Source organism: Azospirillum sp. SYSU D00513 (assembly GCF_017356015.1).
Classification (GTDB): Bacteria; Pseudomonadota; Alphaproteobacteria; order Azospirillales; family Azospirillaceae; genus Azospirillum.
The window spans coordinates 50515-66570 of sequence record NZ_JAFIQV010000007.1 but is presented as its reverse complement, the minus strand read 5'-3'; the positions used below and the strand labels follow the sequence as shown (position 1 = coordinate 66570).

The 16056-nt window shown below is 68.8% G+C and carries 15 protein-coding genes; 10 read left to right on the top strand and 5 right to left on the bottom strand.

Features of this window, described 5'->3' with window-relative positions:
- The first annotated feature begins 142 nt into the window (after nucleotides 1-142).
- The gene (locus tag JUB11_RS07325; protein ID WP_207457824.1) at nucleotides 143-757 is read left to right on the top strand and encodes a putative metalloprotease CJM1_0395 family protein; all 615 of its coding nucleotides are present in this window, start codon (nucleotides 143-145) and stop codon (nucleotides 755-757) included.
- A gap of 8 nt (nucleotides 758-765) precedes the next feature.
- Here the strand turns inward: JUB11_RS07325 and JUB11_RS07320 are convergent, their stop codons facing one another.
- Nucleotides 766-2073, bottom strand: a complete 1308-nt coding sequence (locus JUB11_RS07320; RefSeq protein ID WP_207457822.1) for a pentapeptide repeat-containing protein — start codon at nucleotides 2071-2073, stop codon at nucleotides 766-768.
- 258 nt (nucleotides 2074-2331) lie between these two features.
- On the opposite strand from JUB11_RS07320, the gene phoU reads away from it, so the two are divergent.
- A complete protein-coding gene (gene phoU, locus JUB11_RS07315) occupies nucleotides 2332-3120 on the top strand; it encodes a phosphate signaling complex protein PhoU (protein ID WP_207457820.1) in 789 nt (262 codons plus the stop codon).
- 63 nt (nucleotides 3121-3183) lie between these two features.
- Nucleotides 3184-3627 (top strand): hemerythrin domain-containing protein, encoded by a 444-nt coding sequence (locus JUB11_RS07310; RefSeq protein WP_207457818.1) that lies wholly within the window; start codon nucleotides 3184-3186, stop codon nucleotides 3625-3627.
- A gap of 135 nt (nucleotides 3628-3762) precedes the next feature.
- Here JUB11_RS07310 and JUB11_RS07305 read toward each other — a convergent pair whose 3' ends face one another.
- The gene (locus JUB11_RS07305; protein WP_207457810.1) at nucleotides 3763-3993 is read right to left on the bottom strand and encodes a ChaB family protein; all 231 of its coding nucleotides are present in this window, start codon (nucleotides 3991-3993) and stop codon (nucleotides 3763-3765) included.
- A gap of 223 nt (nucleotides 3994-4216) precedes the next feature.
- Nucleotides 4217-4915, bottom strand: coding sequence for a hypothetical protein (locus JUB11_RS07300; RefSeq protein ID WP_247886908.1), 699 nt, complete (start codon nucleotides 4913-4915; stop codon nucleotides 4217-4219).
- Nucleotides 4916-5481: 566 nt separating this feature from the next.
- Here JUB11_RS07300 and JUB11_RS07295 point away from each other — a divergent pair.
- The 3 genes from JUB11_RS07295 to JUB11_RS07285 all read left to right on the top strand — a co-directional run bounded on the left by JUB11_RS07295 (nucleotide 5482) and on the right by JUB11_RS07285 (nucleotide 9803).
- Entirely contained in the window at nucleotides 5482-7038 is a 1557-nt protein-coding gene (locus JUB11_RS07295) for a DegQ family serine endoprotease (protein WP_207457806.1), read from the top strand.
- 224 nt (nucleotides 7039-7262) lie between these two features.
- Nucleotides 7263-8027: a glycosyltransferase gene (locus JUB11_RS07290; RefSeq protein ID WP_207457805.1), complete on the top strand. Its 765-nt coding sequence runs from the start codon at nucleotides 7263-7265 to the stop codon at nucleotides 8025-8027.
- Nucleotides 8028-8105: 78 nt separating this feature from the next.
- A complete protein-coding gene (locus JUB11_RS07285) occupies nucleotides 8106-9803 on the top strand; it encodes a glycosyltransferase family 39 protein (protein ID WP_207457804.1) in 1698 nt (565 codons plus the stop codon).
- Here the strand turns inward: JUB11_RS07285 and JUB11_RS07280 are convergent.
- Nucleotides 9773-10600, bottom strand: coding sequence for an alpha/beta hydrolase (locus tag JUB11_RS07280; RefSeq protein ID WP_207457803.1), 828 nt, complete (start codon nucleotides 10598-10600; stop codon nucleotides 9773-9775). The two genes, JUB11_RS07285 and JUB11_RS07280, sit on opposite strands and share 31 nt — an antisense overlap.
- Before the next feature lie 167 nt (nucleotides 10601-10767).
- On the opposite strand from JUB11_RS07280, the gene JUB11_RS07275 reads away from it, so the two are divergent.
- Complete coding sequence (locus tag JUB11_RS07275; protein ID WP_207457802.1) at nucleotides 10768-11103, top strand: hypothetical protein; 336 nt, start codon at nucleotides 10768-10770, stop codon at nucleotides 11101-11103.
- Between the two features lie 25 nt (nucleotides 11104-11128).
- Here JUB11_RS07275 and JUB11_RS07270 read toward each other — a convergent pair whose 3' ends face one another.
- Entirely contained in the window at nucleotides 11129-12052 is a 924-nt protein-coding gene (locus JUB11_RS07270; RefSeq protein WP_207457801.1) for an ROK family protein, read from the bottom strand.
- A gap of 209 nt (nucleotides 12053-12261) precedes the next feature.
- Here JUB11_RS07270 and JUB11_RS07265 point away from each other — a divergent pair, with 209 nt between their 5' ends.
- The 3 genes from JUB11_RS07265 (at nucleotide 12262) to livM (ending at nucleotide 16041) form a co-directional block, all read left to right on the top strand.
- A complete protein-coding gene (locus tag JUB11_RS07265) occupies nucleotides 12262-13047 on the top strand; it encodes a hypothetical protein (protein WP_207457800.1) in 786 nt (261 codons plus the stop codon).
- 587 nt (nucleotides 13048-13634) lie between these two features.
- Nucleotides 13635-14540 (top strand): branched-chain amino acid ABC transporter permease LivH, encoded by a 906-nt coding sequence (locus JUB11_RS07260; protein WP_207457798.1) that lies wholly within the window; start codon nucleotides 13635-13637, stop codon nucleotides 14538-14540.
- Nucleotides 14541-14544: 4 nt separating this feature from the next.
- Complete coding sequence (gene livM, locus JUB11_RS07255; protein ID WP_207457795.1) at nucleotides 14545-16041, top strand: high-affinity branched-chain amino acid ABC transporter permease LivM; 1497 nt, start codon at nucleotides 14545-14547, stop codon at nucleotides 16039-16041.
- Nucleotides 16042-16056: the final 15 nt, after the last annotated feature.

Genomic DNA, 16056 nt, shown 5'->3' with positions numbered 1-16056 from the left:
AAATTTTCAACAGCTATCGAGATGCGCGGCCCGGCCGCTTGGAAGCGTGCGTCGGTCCTCTCCCCATCGCTTTCGCTGCCGGATTGCCGCGCTCCGGCGGCGGGTGTAAAATCGGAACGGATGCCCGCAACGCGAGGGGAGCATGATCTCCGCCCTGTCCGCCGGTGTTGCTTACGGCTTGGCGCAGCTTCGCGGCGCCCGGATGGGTGGTGCTCGCGGTGACGGCGGCGCGGCGGCGGAGGATGGAGCCACAGGGGCGGGGACGCCTGCGCAGAACCGCGACATCCAGGAATTGCGGCGCACCGACGCGCAGGTCCGGCAGCATGAGGCGGCGCACCAGGCGGCGGGCGGGCCGCACGCCGGCGGCGCGTCCTTCACCTACACGCGTGGGTCCGACGGGAAGAACTATGCCGTCGCGGGCGAGGTGCCCATCGACGTCAGCGCCGAACGCGACCCGGCCGCGACCATCCGCAAGATGGACACGGTCAAGGCCGCCGCACTCGCTCCCTCCGATCCGTCCCCCCAGGACCTGCGGGTCGCCCAACAGGCGGACGCCAAGAAGGCGCAGGCCCGGCAGGAGCTTCAGCGCGAGCGGATGGGGGAGGGGAGCGGCGGCGCCGGACCGGGCAGCGCGGCCGGGGACGGCGCGGGGGCATCGACTCCGCCCGCTCGTGGGGCCGCCGCCTATGGGGCGGTGCAGGCGCTCGGTTCCGCCGCGCGCCGGGGCGATCTGCTCGGCGGCGGTGTCTGGGCCTGAGGAGCGGTTCAGTCGTCCGGATCGGGCAGCGGGGGCAGGCTGGTCCCGGTCAGGTTCGCGTCGGTGAAGACGGCGTCGCGGATGTTGGCGTCCGACAGGATCGCGCCGGTCAGGTCGGCGTTGGTGAAGTCCGTGTCGGACAGGTTGGCGCCGCGCAGGTTCGTGCGCACGCAGGAACTGCCGACGAACTTGCAGCCGGTCAGGTTGGCGGCCCAGAGCCGCCCCGTGGGACGGCCGTCCGCCCCCTTGATGTCGACGCAGCCGATTCCCGTTCCGTCGAGCCGCGCGCCGGACAGGTCGGCGCCCCGCAGGTTGACCCCGTCGAGAATGGCGTTGCTGATGTCGGCGTCGCGCAGGTCCGCCCCGGTCATGTCGCACATGATCAGCATAACGTCGCGGAGGTTGGCGCCCGCGAGGTTGGCGCCCTTGAGGTTGGCGCCGGACAGGTTCACGCCGTGCAGGTCGATGTGCGCGAGGTCGGCCCGGGTCAGGTCGGCCCGCGCCCCCAAGGTGCCGTTCGTGTTGATCCAGTTGAAGTGGTTGTGGAGCGCTTCCTGGATCTGGACCGGGAAATTCTCCGCCGAGCGGGCGAGGTTGGCACCCGTCGTGTCCACATCGGCGAGGTCCACGCCTTCCAGCTTGGCGCCCTCCAGGTTGGCGTTGCGCAGGCTGGCGCCGGTGAGCACGGCCCCCGTGAGGTTGGCGTCGCGCAGCGTCGCCCCCTGAAGGTTCACGCCGGAGAGGTTGCAGCCCCGCAGGTCCGCCCGGGACAGGTTGCAGTTCTTCATGCTGGAGCGCGCCAGCGTCGCGCCGGCCAGATGCGCGCCCTCGAAGTCCACCCCGTTCATCGACACGTCGCTGAGGTCGGCGCCGGACAGGTTCGCGTTCGACATCTGGGCGTCGTCGAATTCACTGTTGGAAAGATCCGCCCGGACGAAGTTCAGCCCCTTGCCGTTCCCGTCGTTCCCGCCGTAAAGCAGGGCGCCGCCGCGCAGATCGGCCTCCTTCAGGATGGCGCGCTTCATCTTGGCGCCGCGCAGCCGGGCGCCGCGCAGGTCGGCCCGGTACATGTTGCAGCCGCTCAAATCGGCCTTGACCAGTTGTGCGGCGAACAGGTCGGCATGGCTGAGATCGGCGTTGGAAAGATCGCAGCGCACGAGGTTGGCGCCCGAAAGCTTGCCCGACGAAAGGTTGATGCCTGAGAGGTTCGCTCCTTCCAGAACGGCCATCGTCAGATTGGCACGGCTGCCACCCTGCTTGTTGTGAAGCCAGCGCTCATGCTTTTCGAGCATGGCGACCAGTTCATGAGGCGTCATCTTCCATATCCCCCGCGTGCGGCGCATTCGCCGTCCCGTGCGGCCATTGTCTTAAAATTGTCTGCGTGAATCGTTAAGCGTGTGGCGGATTTGCGCGCGCGCGGCGGCGTGCCCGCGGATTTCATGGCTTGGCGTTGCGGACGGTGAAAGTTTTGCGTGTGCGAAACTGCGGACTGGCGGTGGCGGCATGCGTCCCCATGTTTGGCGCAGTCTTGAGCGCGGCTTTCGGCCGGCGCGTGCGACCGTCGGGAGGGGACAATGGCAGTCGGACACACGGTGACCGCTTTCGATGCGGAACTGAAGAAACTCCACGGAACGATCGCGGAAATGGGGCGCCTCGTCGGCGAGCAGTTCTCCGCCGCACTCGCGGCCATTGCCGAGAACGACGCCGAGCGGGCGACCGCCGTCGTCCGCGGCGACGCGGCGATCGATCGCCTGGAACTGGAGGTCGAGGCCATGGTCGTGCGGACCCTGGCGCTCCGCCAGCCCATGGCCAAGGATCTCCGGGAGATCGTCGCGGCCATGAAGATCGCCTCGAACCTGGAGCGGATGGGCGACTTCGCTAGCTCCGTCGCCAAGCGCACCGTCACGCTGTCCACCCTGCCGGTCCTCCCGCCCGCCGCGTCGCTGTCCTGGATGGGCCGGACGGTCGAGGGCATGATCCATGACGTGGTGCGGGCCTATGTCGAGCAGGATGCGGCGCTGGCCACCGCCGTGCGCGACCGCGACGGCGAGGTCGATGCCGCCTACACCAGCCTTTTCCGAGAATTCCTGACCTACATGATGGAAACCCCGGCGCAGATCACCGGCTGCACCCATCTGCTGTTCGTCGCGAAGTCGATCGAGCGCGCCGGCGACCACGCCACGAACATCGCCGAGAACATCTGTTTCCTGGTGAATGGGCGCCTCCCCCCCGAAGAGCGCGCCAAGGGCGATCTCAGCAGCTTCGCGGTCCTTCCCGACAGGCCGGATGCCGCCGGGGAGAGCGGCGAGGAGCCGTCCGCACCGGGGACGCCGCCTGGAGCGGCGCCGGGAACGGGGAGTTAGGCAGGGAACCGCCGCGCTTCCGCAGGGTTCTTCTGCAAGATCTGGAAGCGGAGACCTTGCGTCATGATCGCGGAAATTCTTGAATCCGACTTTGAGGCCGGGCGTGAAATATTCGCCATGATCGGCAACGCCGAACAGCCGGCCTGGAAGAAGCGCGCCGGGGAAATGACCCAACTGGCCAAATTGTGGGAGAAGCACGGGACCGTGCTGGAAGCGGTCGTCTTCCCGCATCTGGAACAGGCGGCGAGCGGTGAGCTTCTGGACGCCCTGAAGGGCTGGAACCAGCGGATCGTCGAATTGGCGACCGATCTCGCGCGGCGCACGGAGTCTCACGATGCCGACGGGCGCTGGCTCACGGATTTCGAGGAGCTGAAGAGCCTGTTCGACAAGCAGCTGCTGCGGGAGCAGGGGGAAATGGTGCCGCTGATCCGCGACCGCGTTCCCCCCAGCGAAGTGGCCGACATGACCCGGATGGCCCGGTCGCTACGGCAGTCTCACGCCGCCTGACGAAAACCGGAAGCCTGATGGAAAACAAGCAAGGCGCGCCAATGGCGGCGCGCCTTGAAAACCTCATTTTGAAAACGAGCCGCGCGGGAAAGTGCGATCAACCCGCAGCTCGCTTCGACGCTTAGTAATTGGGGCCTAATATTTCGGCTGCCAGTCGCCGCCGATGAGTTCGAAGCGGCGCTTGACCGCTGCCCAGGCCACTTTGTGGGCAACCTGGTCCGTGGGGGCCGTCACGCTGGCCGGGGTGGCCATGCCGCGGCATTCCTGCCAGACATGATTGAAGGCGGAACGATAAATGTCCTGTGCGGAAACGGGCAACGTGCCTTTGACCGACTCGGGCAGTTCATCGTTTTTCCGATAGGGCATGCCGCGTTTCCTGCAACGTCTTGCCTGAATTTTTTGCAATATAACGGAAACCTGGCGCGCATGCGTACAGAAAACGGTGATTGGGCACACACTCTTTGGGCTGTATTGGTGATACAAGCAGTTCGTGACGCTAACATTACAGCAATGAAAATGCCCTTCTTCCAAGGGAAGAAGGGCACTTCACGGTCAAGCAGTAGCGTCTTCGCTGAGATGCCGCGCCGGTTTAGGGTGTGCGGCGGGAGGTACGGTGGGCCGGGATCGGAATGGGGCGGATCGCCTGCTCTTCGCGGCGGCTCGCCGACATGTCGATTTCGATGCGCGCCAAAGCCTTGCGAAGCTCATGCACCGCCTCGGAAAGGGCCTGGATCGACCCCTCGCCGGGCTGCTGGCGCCAGCTGCGGTAGGCGCTGAGGCAACCGCGCGCCGTTTCACGCAGGCGGCCTTCCACCGCGTCCACCGGAGGCGTCGGCTCCGCCCGGACGGCGGTGCCGCGCGCGGGCTCGGCCGCCGGAACCGGGGCCGCCGGAGCGGGCTGCGGCGCGGTGGCCTGCGCCACGGGCTGCGGCTCCGGGCGGTTGAGGCGCAAGGTTTCCGTCCCATGCGAGCTGGTGGGAGCCGGTGCGGGAGCGGGCGCCGGGGCGGCAGCGGCGGGCGGGGCGGCTTCCGCGGGCTCCGCCGCGCTGGCGGGCGCGGGGGCCGCGTCCGTGCCGTCCGTGCCGGCCTCCGGCGTTTCGGCGGGCGGCTCGCTGGACACGGCGCGCACGCCCCGGCGTCCCGCCGGCTTGGCCCGCGCGGGCGCCTCGGCGGCGTCGGTGGCAGCCTCGGTCTCTCCGCCGGCCTCGGCGTCGGCCGACTCGGCCTTGCGGAGAATGTAGGAAATGGCGCTCGGCGTGCACTCGAACTCCCGGGCGATCGCGGACAATGTCGCGCCGGCCCGGTAACGTTCAAGAATCTGCGGCCAAGCCGACTGAGGAATACGTCCGCGCTTCTTCGGAGATTCCGGTTCGTTGCCGGTTTCTGCGTTCATTATGTCGCTCGGTTGCCAAAGTGAATTCTGCGTCATGCGGTAACTGCTTGAGCCGTATCGCACGCAATTGACGAACCGTCGCGCCGGGAGCGCGCACGATTGCCGTCGATGCCGTGTTCTTGCGGACGATGTTGTCGGTACCGATGAATATCGGGGACTGTCGGCGAAAATACCAGCATATCTTTGCGCGTGAAACCAAAAATGCAGTGCTGGAGCCATTCCGGCGTATGCGTTCCGGACAGTCCGGCGGGCGTCCCGGACAGGACTCCGGAGAATGGGCGGGCTCCCCGCGGAACTAAAAACATAGTCGGTACGGACGGAGGCGCGGTTCCTTTTTTAAAACTCCTGCCCAAAAGGGGAGCTTTCAAAATACCGGCGGAGCCGGAATGCGTTCTCGCGCGTTCTGTTGTCGAGACATTGCCCTTTGCGGGCGCGTGCTGTCCGACTGGCGGAGACCGTCCATGCCGCATTCATCCGAGTCCACCCGGCGCCCGGCAAGCATCCTGCTGCCGGCGGCCATCACGGCGCTGCTGCTGGCCGCTCCGCTCCAGGCCCAGGAGCAGCCGGGCAGCAGCCCACCGGCGGCGAGCCCCATGCCGGTGCCGCAGGAACGCCCGCAGACCTTCGCGCCGCTGGCCCAGGCCCAGCTCGAAACGGTCGTGAACATTTCCACGACGCAGGCTTCCCCGCAGGCACAGGCCGGTCCGGACGGGTCGGGCATCCCCGGCATGCCGCAGTTCCCGCCGGGCTCACCCTTCGGCGAATTCTTCGAGGAATTCCGCAAGCGCCAGCAGCAGGCCCCGACGCCGCCGCCGGGACCGGCCTCGGCGCTCGGGTCGGGCTTCATCATCGACGGGTCCGGCTTCGTGGTGACCAACAACCATGTGGTGTCCGAGGCGTCGGAGATCGCCGTGATCCTCCATGACGGCACCCGGCTGGACGCCACGCTCGTCGGGTCCGACGCGGCGACAGACCTCGCCCTGCTGAAGGTGGACAGCGACAGGCCCCTGCCGGCCACGAACTGGGGCGACAGCGACCAAGTCCGCGTCGGGGATTGGGTCGTCGCCATCGGCAACCCGTTCGGGCTCGGCGGGTCGGTGACCGCCGGCATCCTGTCCGCCCGCGCCCGCGACATCCAGCAGGGTCCCTACGACGACTATCTCCAGACCGACGCCTCGATCAACCGCGGCAATTCCGGCGGCCCGCTCTTCAACGTGGACGGCCAGGTGATCGGCATCAACACGGCCATCTACTCCCCGACCGGCGGCTCGGTGGGCATCGGCTTCGCGGTTCCCTCGGCGGTCGCCCGCCCGATCATCGAGCAGTTGAGGGACCATGGGCGCGTGCGCCGGGGCTGGCTGGGCGTCCAGGTGCAGCGGGTCACGCCGGACATCGCCGACAGCCTGGGCCTGTCCGAGCCGGAGGGCGCCCTTGTCACCAGCGTCGATCCCGCGAGCCCGGCCGGGGAGGCGGGCCTGCGTCAGGGCGACGTGATCACCGCTTTCGCCGGCCAGACCATCGAGCGGATGCGCAGCCTGCCGCGTGTCGTCGCCGCGACCGAGATCGGCAAGACCGTGGACGTCGCGGTGATGCGCGACGGCGCCTCGCAGACCGTCCAGGTCACGGTGGGCGAGCTGGCCCCGCCGGAGGAGCAGATCGCCTCGTCGGGGTCCAGTGGCGAGCCTCCCGCCGCGTCGGAGCCGACCGACTCCAAGATGGTCATGGGGCTGAAGCTCGCGCCGCTCACCCCGGTGCTGCGTGAGACCTTCTCCATCGGCGGCGACGTGGAAGGCGTGGTGGTGACCGACGTCGGCCCGGACAGCCCCGCCTCCGACCGCGGCATCGATCCCGGCGACGTCATCCTGGAGGCGTCCCAGGAGCCGGTCCGCTCGCCGGACGAGTTGCAGTCCCGCATCAACCAAGCGCGCGAGCAGGGGCGCAAGACCGTCCTGATGCTGGTGAGCCGCAACGGCGACCTGCGCTACGTGCCGGTCCCGGTGGCGGGTGGCCGGGGCTGAGCCGAAAGGTTCCGCACGGCATTGTTTGACGTGATCCCCCTGTGGGTCCGGCGGAGGGCCGGCCACACAGGGGGATTTTTCGTTCTGAAGTGCCCGCTTCGACGCAACAATGGGCGTGCGTGCGGGAGGCCCGGTTTGCGAGGGCCGGCCTTCGGGCTTTTCCGCTACCGCTCCCATCGCCGCGGGGGTATTTTGCCGCCCGCTTGGCGAATGGGATAGCAGAAGTGAGCATTTCAACCGTGGACGGGAAAGCGGGCGAGGGGCGGCCGGTGCGGCTGTCCGTCGTGGTTCCCGTCTTCAACGAGGCCGAAAACGTGCTGCCGCTGCTCGACGAGATCCAGCGGGCGCTGTCGGGCCGCGTGGCGTTCGAGGTCGTCTATGTCGATGACGGCTCGACGGACGGCACGGTGGCGCGGCTCGCCGAGGCGGTGGCGTCGGGGCGCCTGCGCCTGGTCCGGCATCTGCGCCGGTCCGGACAGAGTGCGGCCGTGCGCACGGGCGTCAAGGCGGCGCGCGGGGAATGGGTCGCGACGCTGGACGGCGACGGGCAGAACGACCCGGCGGACATCCCGGCACTGTTCGAGCGCGCCTCCGGCGGCGAGGGGGCAGAGCGGCCGGTGCTGGTCGGCGGGCTGCGCCTGAGTAGGCGCGACACGCTGTCCAAGCGCTTCGCCTCCCGCTTCGCCAACGCCGTGCGCCAGTCCTTCCTTCAGGACGGCTGCACCGACAGCGGTTGCGGCCTCAAGCTGTTCCGCCGCGACGCCTTCCTCGATCTGCCCTTCTTTGGTGCCATGCACCGGTTCCTGCCGGCCCTGTTCAAGGCGCATGGCCATCCGGTCGCCTATGTGCCGGTCAACCATCGCCCGCGCGAGCGCGGAACCTCGAAATACACGAACTGGCAGCGCGGGCTGGTCGGCGTCGTCGATCTGCTCGGCGTCTATTGGCTGAAACGCCGGACCGTCGTGCCGGCCTCCGTCGAAGAGCGCTGAGGCCGGCCTGGGATCCCCGATGATCGAGCACGCCGTCGCATTCCATTTCATCCCGAACCAGCGGAAGGCCGGCGAGCCGTGACCGATCCTGATCCCGCCCGGACCTCCGCCGGTGGCCGACTTCCGGCCTTTGCCTATCTGCTGCTCGCGGCGGTCGCCGTGGCGCTGTTCCTGCCGGGCTTCTTCGACCTTCCGCCCTTCGACCGGGACGAGGCGCGCTTCGCCCAGGCCTCCTTCCAGATGCAGGAAAGCGGTGACCTCGTGGACATCCGCTTCCAGGAGGAGGCGCGCCACAAGAAGCCCATCGGTATCTACTGGCTCCAGGCCGCCGCGACCGAGCTGCTGGGCGGAACGGAGCCCAAGCGCATCTGGACCTACCGCGTTCCGTCCCTGCTGGGGGCCGTCGCCTCCGTGCTCGCCACCGGCTGGGCGGGGGCGCGCCTGTTCGGCCCGGCCACCGGCTTCATCGCCGGACTGCTGATGGCCTCCTGCGTCGTGCTCGGTGTCGAGGCGCGCATGGCGAAGACCGACGCCGTGCTTCTGGCCACCATCGTGGCGGGACAGGGCGCGCTGGCCGCCCTTTACCTGGGGCGCCGTGGACCCGCGCCGGGATGGGCGCCGCCGCTGGTCTTCTGGATCGCGGCGGGGCTGGGCATCCTGGTGAAGGGGCCGATCGTCCTGCTCGTCTCGGGCACCACGGCCCTGGGGCTCGCCCTGTGGGACCGGGAATGGGCCTGGCTGAAGCGCCTGAAGCCGCTCGCCGGGCTCGCCATCGTGGCCGCCATCGCGGCACCCTGGCTGATCGCCATCACCGTGAAGACCGGCGGCTCCTTCTTCGCCGAGTCCGTCGGGCATGACATGATGGGCAAGGTCGCCGGCGGGCAGGAAGGGAAGGGGCTGCCGCCCGGCTATTACCTCGGCACCTTCTGGGTGACCTTCGCGCCCTGGTCCTTCCTGGCTCCGCTCGCCGCGGCCTGGGCCTGGGCGAACCGGCGGACCGACGCCGTGCGCTTCTGCATCGTCTGGATCCTGCCGAGCTGGATCGTGTTCGAGGCCGTTCCGACGAAGCTGCTGCACTACACGCTGCCCGTCTTCCCGGCCATCGCCATCCTGGCCGGCGCCATGCTCGCGGGCTGGATGGCCCCCCGCCCGGCCGGTTTCGCGGAGGGGCGGGGCGGGCGGCCGCTGTTCGCGGTGGCGGCGGGGCTCGGCACGCTCGGCTTCGTGGCGCTGGCGGTCGCGGTCGCGCTGCTTCCCTGGCTGGTCGACGGCTTCATTCATCCGCTGGCCGTCGCCATGGTGCCGGTGGCGTCGGTGCTGTTCCTGCTCGCCGTCCGGCTCGTTGCGGAGCGGCGCGTCCGCAACGGCCTGGCCGCCGGGCTGGCCGCCGTGGGGGTGCTCTACGCCGTCGCCTACGGCGCGGTGCTGCCCTCGGTGGACGGGATCTGGATTAGCCGGCAGGCGGCCCGGACGGTCGCCCGGGTGGCGCCATGCCCCGGCCGTGTCGTGGCCTCGGCCGGCTACAGCGAGCCGAGCCTCGTCTTCCTGCTGGGGACCGGGACGCGGCTCGTCGACGGCGCCGAAGCGGCACGCCACCTTGCCGAGGGCGGGGCCTGTGCCCTGGCGCTGGTCGAATCGCGGCAGGAAGCCCCCTTCCGGGGCGCGCTGGCCGGGACCGAGCCGGTCCGCCATGGCGTGGCCGAGGGCATCAACTACAACAATGGGCGCCGCATCACCCTGACGCTCTACAGCCTGGCTTCTGGAACGCGCCCCTGACCGAGCGGCGGCGCCATGCCGCCTGAGAGTCCGCGGATGAAGGAGGCGCCGGCCTCCAGCACCAGATCCTCGCATTCGCGGTGCGGTGTGTGGCCGCAGCAGGGGAGCAGCAGCGTTTCGGCAGGCCCGCGGACCTGCCGGGCCACCGCGTGGATCTGCTCTGGCGTGCCGTATTCGTCGTTCTCGCCCTGGATCAGCAGGAGCGGGCAGCGGATCGCGGGCAGAAGACCCTCGATGTTCCAGGCGGCGAAGGAAGGGGACAGCCAGGTGTCCGTCCAGGCGCGGAAAAGCGGTTCGGGGTCGCGGTGGTGGCGGCGCAGCCGCTCGATCAGGTCGGCCGCCCTGGTTTCCTCCGCCGCCTCGCGCACGCCCTCCAGCGTGATCGGCTCGACGAAGCTGTGCGGCGCCTCGACGATGGCGCCGCGCAGGGGGCGCCCGGAGGAGGCCGCGAAGATCAGGGCGATGGTGGCGCCGTCGCTGTGGCCGACCAGCAGCGGGTCCGTTATGCCCATCTGGTCGAGCACGGCGGGCAGCACCTCCAGCGCCTCGCGGTGCAGGTAATCCAGCCCCCGCGGCCCGGTCATCGGGTCGGACCCGCCATGGCCCAGCCGGGAATAGACCAGCGCCGGGGCGCCGGTCGCCGCCGACAGACGGTCGGGATAGTCGCGCCAGGAGGAGGTCGATCCCAGCCCCTGGTGCAGGAAGACGAGCGTCGGCCCGGTTCCTCCGGTTTCCCCAATTCCAGGGATCCAGCGGTGTTCGATGCGGCGGTCCTGGAATGTTAGGAATGCTGACATTCCGTATGTCCTAACAAAATCGCGGCTATGCCGCAAGACGCTACCCCTAGTCGCAGGCCACGCCCGATGGGGGCTCCCCGCGGTGGTAACGCGCCTCCCCGCTGGACGGCGGACGCGCCTTGCGGCGCTATGAGGGCCGGATTCCGAAGAAGGAAAGGCTGTCCGCCATGCTTCGCACGCTTCGTTTGCCGGCCGCCGCCCTGGCGTTCTGCGTTTCGGCGGCGATCCTGCCCGGCCAGGCGCTGGCGCAGAAACAGGCCTACGAGCCCTGGGTCTATGAGCAGATGGTGCCGACCGGGCCGGAGCTTCAGAACCTCGAACAGGCGCAACCCATTCCCGAGCAGCGCCCGTCCCACTGGCAGGGCGTGAAGCGGCTCGGAACCGGGGAGAACGGCAGGGCCTATTCGAACCGGCTGAACCTCGGCTCGAACAACCGCGTGCCCGCGGGGAACCCCTCGGGCGAAAACAACCGGCCTGCCGGACGGATGTACGGGTTCGAGTAGGGCATCCGTCCACGGCCTGTGCCCGTCAGCCCGCCGTGGCCAGCTCCTCCGGCCGCCAAAGCCAGGCGGCTCCGCGCACGCCGCTGGAATCCCCGTGCATGGCGCGGCGGACGGGCGTGTCGATGCGGTCGGAGAAGGCCCAGCGCCCGACGACCGGCGGCAGCGCCGTGTAGAGCGCGTCCAGGTTGGAAAGCCCGCCGCCCAGCACGATCACGTCGGGGTCGAGCAGGTTCACCACGGCGGCGAGACCGCGGCCGATGCGGTCCGTCAGCCTGTGCATCGAGGCGACGCATGCGGCGTCGCCTTCCGACGCCCGCGCCGCGATCTCCACGGCGGTGAGAGACTCTCCGGTCGCCTTCCGGTGGTCGGCGGCGAAGGCCGGGCCGGAGACGTAGGTTTCAAGGCAGCCGTTCTTTCCGCAGTAGCAGGCCGGCCCCGCGCCTTCCGCCTCCGTCGGCCAGGGCAGGGGGTTGTGGCCCCATTCCCCGCCGATGGCGTTGCGTCCTGAGAGCGGTCGTCCATGGACCACGATCCCGGCGCCGCAGCCCGTGCCGAGGATGGCGGCGAACACAACGCCGCACCCGGCTCCGGAGCCGTCCGCCGCCTCCGACACGGCGAGGCAGTTGGCGTCGTTCTCGACGCGCAAGGGACGGCCGAGCAGCGCTTCGAGGTCGCGGTCGAGCGGCTTGCCGTTCAGCCAGGTCGAGTTGGCGTTCTTCACCAGACCGGTCGCCGGGGAGACGATGCCGGGGATGCCGATCCCCACGCTGGCCGCGCGGCCGCCGGCGGCACCGTCCAGGAAACCCACCAGCTCCGCGATGGTCCTCAGCGTCGCCTCGTAATCGCCCTGCGGGCTGGGCACGCGGCGCCGTGCGGCCTCCCTGCCCTCGGGATCGAGCAGGATGCCCTCCGTCTTGGTGCCGCCCAGATCGATGCCGATGCGAAACATGGCCGCGGATACCTCCTTGGATGCCGAATTCCGGAGATGCCCTCGGCATCGGAGCGCCGCCGGTGGCATTGGAAAGTCACGCTCTGAGACAAATAACACGCCGCCGGGGATAGCAGTTGACCGGTCATGGCGATCTTGTAGAAGTGGGTCGAACGAGGGGGGCTGCCCCCATTTTCCTAATCGTAGCGCCAACGGACTCGGAGCCTAAGATGATGCGCCAGCGTGCCGCCGACCGCACGTCCACCCCTGTCCTGCGCCGCGCCGCCGCCGCGGTTCTGGCCGTCCTGATCGCGGGCGCCGCCCTGCCGGCTGCCGCCGCCGAGCCGGCCAAGGCGGCCGCCAAGCCCGCCAAGGCCGCCGCGAAGCCGGCCGCCGCGAAGGGCTCCGCCGCCTGCTACAGCCCCGAGGAGCATGCCGCCGAGCAGTTGCTGCGCATGCACACGGAGATGATGGTGGTCGGGCTGAAGTGCCAGACCCTCATGCCGGACCGGAAGCCCTTCAGCCTCTACCAGGACTTCACGATCAAGCACCGGGCGCTGGTGTCCAATTCCGAAGCGGCGATGATCGCGCACTTCAAGAAGCAGGGCGGCAACGCCACGCGCGCATTCGACACCTTCCGCACCGAGCTCGCGAACGAGAGCAGCCGCCGGGCCGCCGTCATCGGCGAGCAGCTCTTCTGCGGCACCTTCATCGACCGCTCCAAGGCGGCGACGCAGCTGACGCCGGAGGACCTGCGCACCCTGACCGGCGACGAGAAGAACGCCGGCCTGATGCACATCTCCACCAAGCCGCTCTGCGGCGTGCAGGTCGTCAGCTTCCCGGATCCGCCCGTGCAGGTCGCGCAGGCTCCGGCGGCCCGGACCACCGCGCCCGCCAAGGACGCCGCCAAGAAGGCCCCGGCGAAGAAAGAGCCGGCCGCCGCCAAGAAGCCGGCCGCCAAGCCGGCGGTGAAGAAGGCCGAGGCGCCGGCCGGCCAGAGCGTCGCGTCCCGCTGATCCTCCGGCACCTGCCGGAACGAAAAGGCCCCTTCCGAGCGATCGGAAGGGGCCTTTTCGATTCCGGGATCGCCGTCGCCCTCCCGTGGAATGGGCGGGCGGTGGACTCGGGATCGCTATGACCTTCGGCTAGAGCGGTCGTTCCCGCGGCGGGTGGATGCCCCTGCGCCGGCCGAGCCCACATGCCTGCCTGCTGGGCAAGTGCTCTTTTTCAGGCGCCAAAAACAAGGCAGGGGCCGAAGTTCAAGGGACAACGCCGCAAGGCCCGGATTTTCCCTGTCTTTCCCCTCGCATCTTGCGTATCGGAAAAGGGACTTTTTTGAACATTAAGGCTTCCCGACTCCGGGGATTGCGCAAGTTCTTTGCAATTTGATGACGGGGGCTCCCCGCCGGCCCCCGGCAGGATTTTACCCCCTTGCCCTGTCTAATACGGGTGGGCTAACGTCCCTCACCGATAACGAATGTCGGCTATCGACTTTTTGCATAGCCAGCAATCCCAGGGAGCGGCCTTCCACGTGTGCAGGGTAGCGAACGAGCCCGCCTTGGTCGCTTACGCCCATGAGAAGCGGTGAGGCGAGGCGGATAGAATGGAATATTTTCTTCAACAGTTGATCAACGGACTGTCGCTGGGCGCCATTTATGGCTTGATCGCCATTGGCTACACGATGGTCTACGGCATCATCGGCATGATCAACTTTGCCCATGGCGAGATCTACATGATCGGCGCCTTCGTGGCGATGATCACTTACCTGGCGGTCGGCGCGCTGGGCATCACCTGGGTGCCCCTGGCGCTCCTGCTGATGCTGGCCGCCTCGATGATGTTCACCAGCGTTTACGGCTGGACCGTCGAGCGGATCGCCTACCGGCCCCTGCGCAGCTCGCCGCGCCTGGCGCCGCTGATCTCGGCGATCGGCATGTCGATCTTCCTGCAGAACTACGTGCAGCTCGTGCAGGGTGCCCGCAGCAAGCCCTTGCAGCCGATCCTGCCCGGCAACCTGACCCTGCTGGACGGGGCGGTGTCGGTCAGCTACGTGCGTCTGGCCACCATCGTGATCACGCTGCTGCTGATGTACGGCTTCACGATGCTGATCTCGCGCACGGCGCTCGGCCGCGCCCAGCGCGCCTGCGAGCAGGACAAGACGATGGCCGGCCTGCTCGGCGTCAACGTCGATCGGGTCATCTCGCTGACCTTCGTGCTGGGGGCGGCGCTGGCCGCCGTGGCCGGCATGATGGTGATGCTGATCTACGGCGTGATCGATTTCTACATCGGCTTCCTGGCGGGGGTTAAGGCCTTCACCGCGGCGGTGCTCGGCGGCATCGGGTCCTTGCCCGGCGCCATGCTCGGCGGCGTGGTGATCGGCCTGATCGAGGCCTTCTGGGCTGGATACATCGGCAGCGAGTGGAAGGACGTCGCGACCTTCACGATCCTCGTGCTCGTGCTGATCTTCCGTCCCACCGGCCTGCTCGGCCGTCCGGAAATCGAGAAGGTGTGAGGCAATGACCACGATTTCCGCATCCACGCCGGCGGCGCGTCCGGTCGACTGGCCCGCCATCCTCCGGGAGGCGGCGCTCACCGCCTTCGTGGCGCTGCTTCTGACGGTCCCGCTGGTGGGCTTGCGCAGCGTCGACCAGCCGACCGGCCTCGGCCTGGACACCCGCTTCGACCAGGTCGCCGCGGTGACGCTGCTGGTCTTCCTCGGCCGGCTCGGGCTCGGCCTGATCCGCGAGGGGCGGGCGCTCGTCGTGCTGGTTCTCTCCCTCCTCGCCGCGGCGGCCGGCTTCTTCATCGAGCTGCCGAGCGAGGAGCTGCGCGTCCTGCTGATCGCGGGCGGCGCCGTGCTGGCGATCCGGGCGGCACTGACGCTGGTCACCAACCGCAGCACCCTGTCGCAGGCGGAGCGCGACAAGCGCATGGACCGCGTCGCGGCGAAGGTGCAGCACGCCTCGCGCTGGCTGGCCCCCATCGGCATCCTCTTCGCCGTGGCCTTCCCGATGATGCCCTTCGCCGACCGCCAGCTGATCGACATCGGCATCCTTCTGCTGACCTACATCATGCTTGGCTGGGGCCTGAACATCGTGGTCGGGCTGGCCGGCCTGCTCGACCTGGGATACGTCGCCTTCTACGCGGTGGGCGCCTACTCCTATGCGCTGCTCGCCCATTATTTCGGCTTCAGCTTCTGGCTCTGCCTGCCGCTGGCGGGCCTGCTGGCGGCCTTCTCGGGCGTGCTGCTCGGCTTCCCGGTGCTGCGGCTGCGTGGCGACTATTTCGCCATCGTGACGCTCGGCTTCGGCGAGATCATCCGCATCGTGCTGATCAACTGGTATGATTTCACCGGCGGCCCGAACGGCATCTCGGGCATCCCGCGCCCGACCTTCTTCGGCATCGCCGACTTCTCGCGCAACGGGGCGGACGGGCTGCCGTCCTTCGCCGAGATGTTCGGGCTGGAATTCAGCACGGTGCACCGGATCATCTTCCTCTACTACCTGATCCTGGTGCTGGCGCTGCTGGTCAGCCTGTTCACGCTGCGGGTGCGCAAGCTGGCGATCGGCCGCGCCTGGGAGGCCCTGCGCGAGGACGACATCGCCTGCGCCTCGCTCGGCATCAACCGGACGAACATGAAGCTGGCCGCCTTCGCCATCGCGGCGATGTTCGGCGGCTTCGCCGGCTCCTTCTTCGCCACCCGCCAGGGCTTCATCAGCCCGGAGAGCTTCACCTTCATCGAATCGGCGATCATCCTCGCCATCGTGGTGCTGGGCGGCATGGGCAGCCAGCTCGGCGTGGTGGTGGCGACCTTCCTGGTCATCGGCCTGCCGGAGTTCTTCCGCGAACTCGAGCAGTACCGCATGGTCGCCTTCGGCCTTGGCATGGTGCTCATCATGCTCTGGCGCCCCCGCGGCCTTCTGGCCCACCGCGACCCGACGATCCTGCTGCACGGGCGTGCCAAGGGAACGCAGACCGGCTCGACCCAGGCCGCGGGAGGGACCGCGCCGTGACGACCGCAGACATGA

What these genes read in the sequence shown, in the direction of transcription:
- JUB11_RS07325 (WP_207457824.1), top strand. Translation starts at nt 143, where the DNA reads ATGATCTCCGCCCTGTCCGCCGGTGTTGCTTACGGCTTGGCGCAGCTT.
- JUB11_RS07320 (WP_207457822.1), bottom strand. Translation starts at nt 2,073, where the DNA reads ATGACGCCTCATGAACTGGTCGCCATGCTCGAAAAGCATGAGCGCTGG.
- phoU (WP_207457820.1), top strand. Translation starts at nt 2,332, where the DNA reads ATGGCAGTCGGACACACGGTGACCGCTTTCGATGCGGAACTGAAGAAA.
- JUB11_RS07310 (WP_207457818.1), top strand. Translation starts at nt 3,184, where the DNA reads ATGATCGCGGAAATTCTTGAATCCGACTTTGAGGCCGGGCGTGAAATA.
- JUB11_RS07305 (WP_207457810.1), bottom strand. Translation starts at nt 3,993, where the DNA reads ATGCCCTATCGGAAAAACGATGAACTGCCCGAGTCGGTCAAAGGCACG.
- JUB11_RS07295 (WP_207457806.1), top strand. Translation starts at nt 5,482, where the DNA reads ATGCCGCATTCATCCGAGTCCACCCGGCGCCCGGCAAGCATCCTGCTG.
- JUB11_RS07280 (WP_207457803.1), bottom strand. Translation starts at nt 10,600, where the DNA reads ATGTCAGCATTCCTAACATTCCAGGACCGCCGCATCGAACACCGCTGG.
- JUB11_RS07275 (WP_207457802.1), top strand. Translation starts at nt 10,768, where the DNA reads ATGCTTCGCACGCTTCGTTTGCCGGCCGCCGCCCTGGCGTTCTGCGTT.
- JUB11_RS07270 (WP_207457801.1), bottom strand. Translation starts at nt 12,052, where the DNA reads ATGTTTCGCATCGGCATCGATCTGGGCGGCACCAAGACGGAGGGCATC.
- JUB11_RS07265 (WP_207457800.1), top strand. Translation starts at nt 12,262, where the DNA reads ATGATGCGCCAGCGTGCCGCCGACCGCACGTCCACCCCTGTCCTGCGC.
- JUB11_RS07260 (WP_207457798.1), top strand. Translation starts at nt 13,635, where the DNA reads ATGGAATATTTTCTTCAACAGTTGATCAACGGACTGTCGCTGGGCGCC.
- livM (WP_207457795.1), top strand. Translation starts at nt 14,545, where the DNA reads ATGACCACGATTTCCGCATCCACGCCGGCGGCGCGTCCGGTCGACTGG.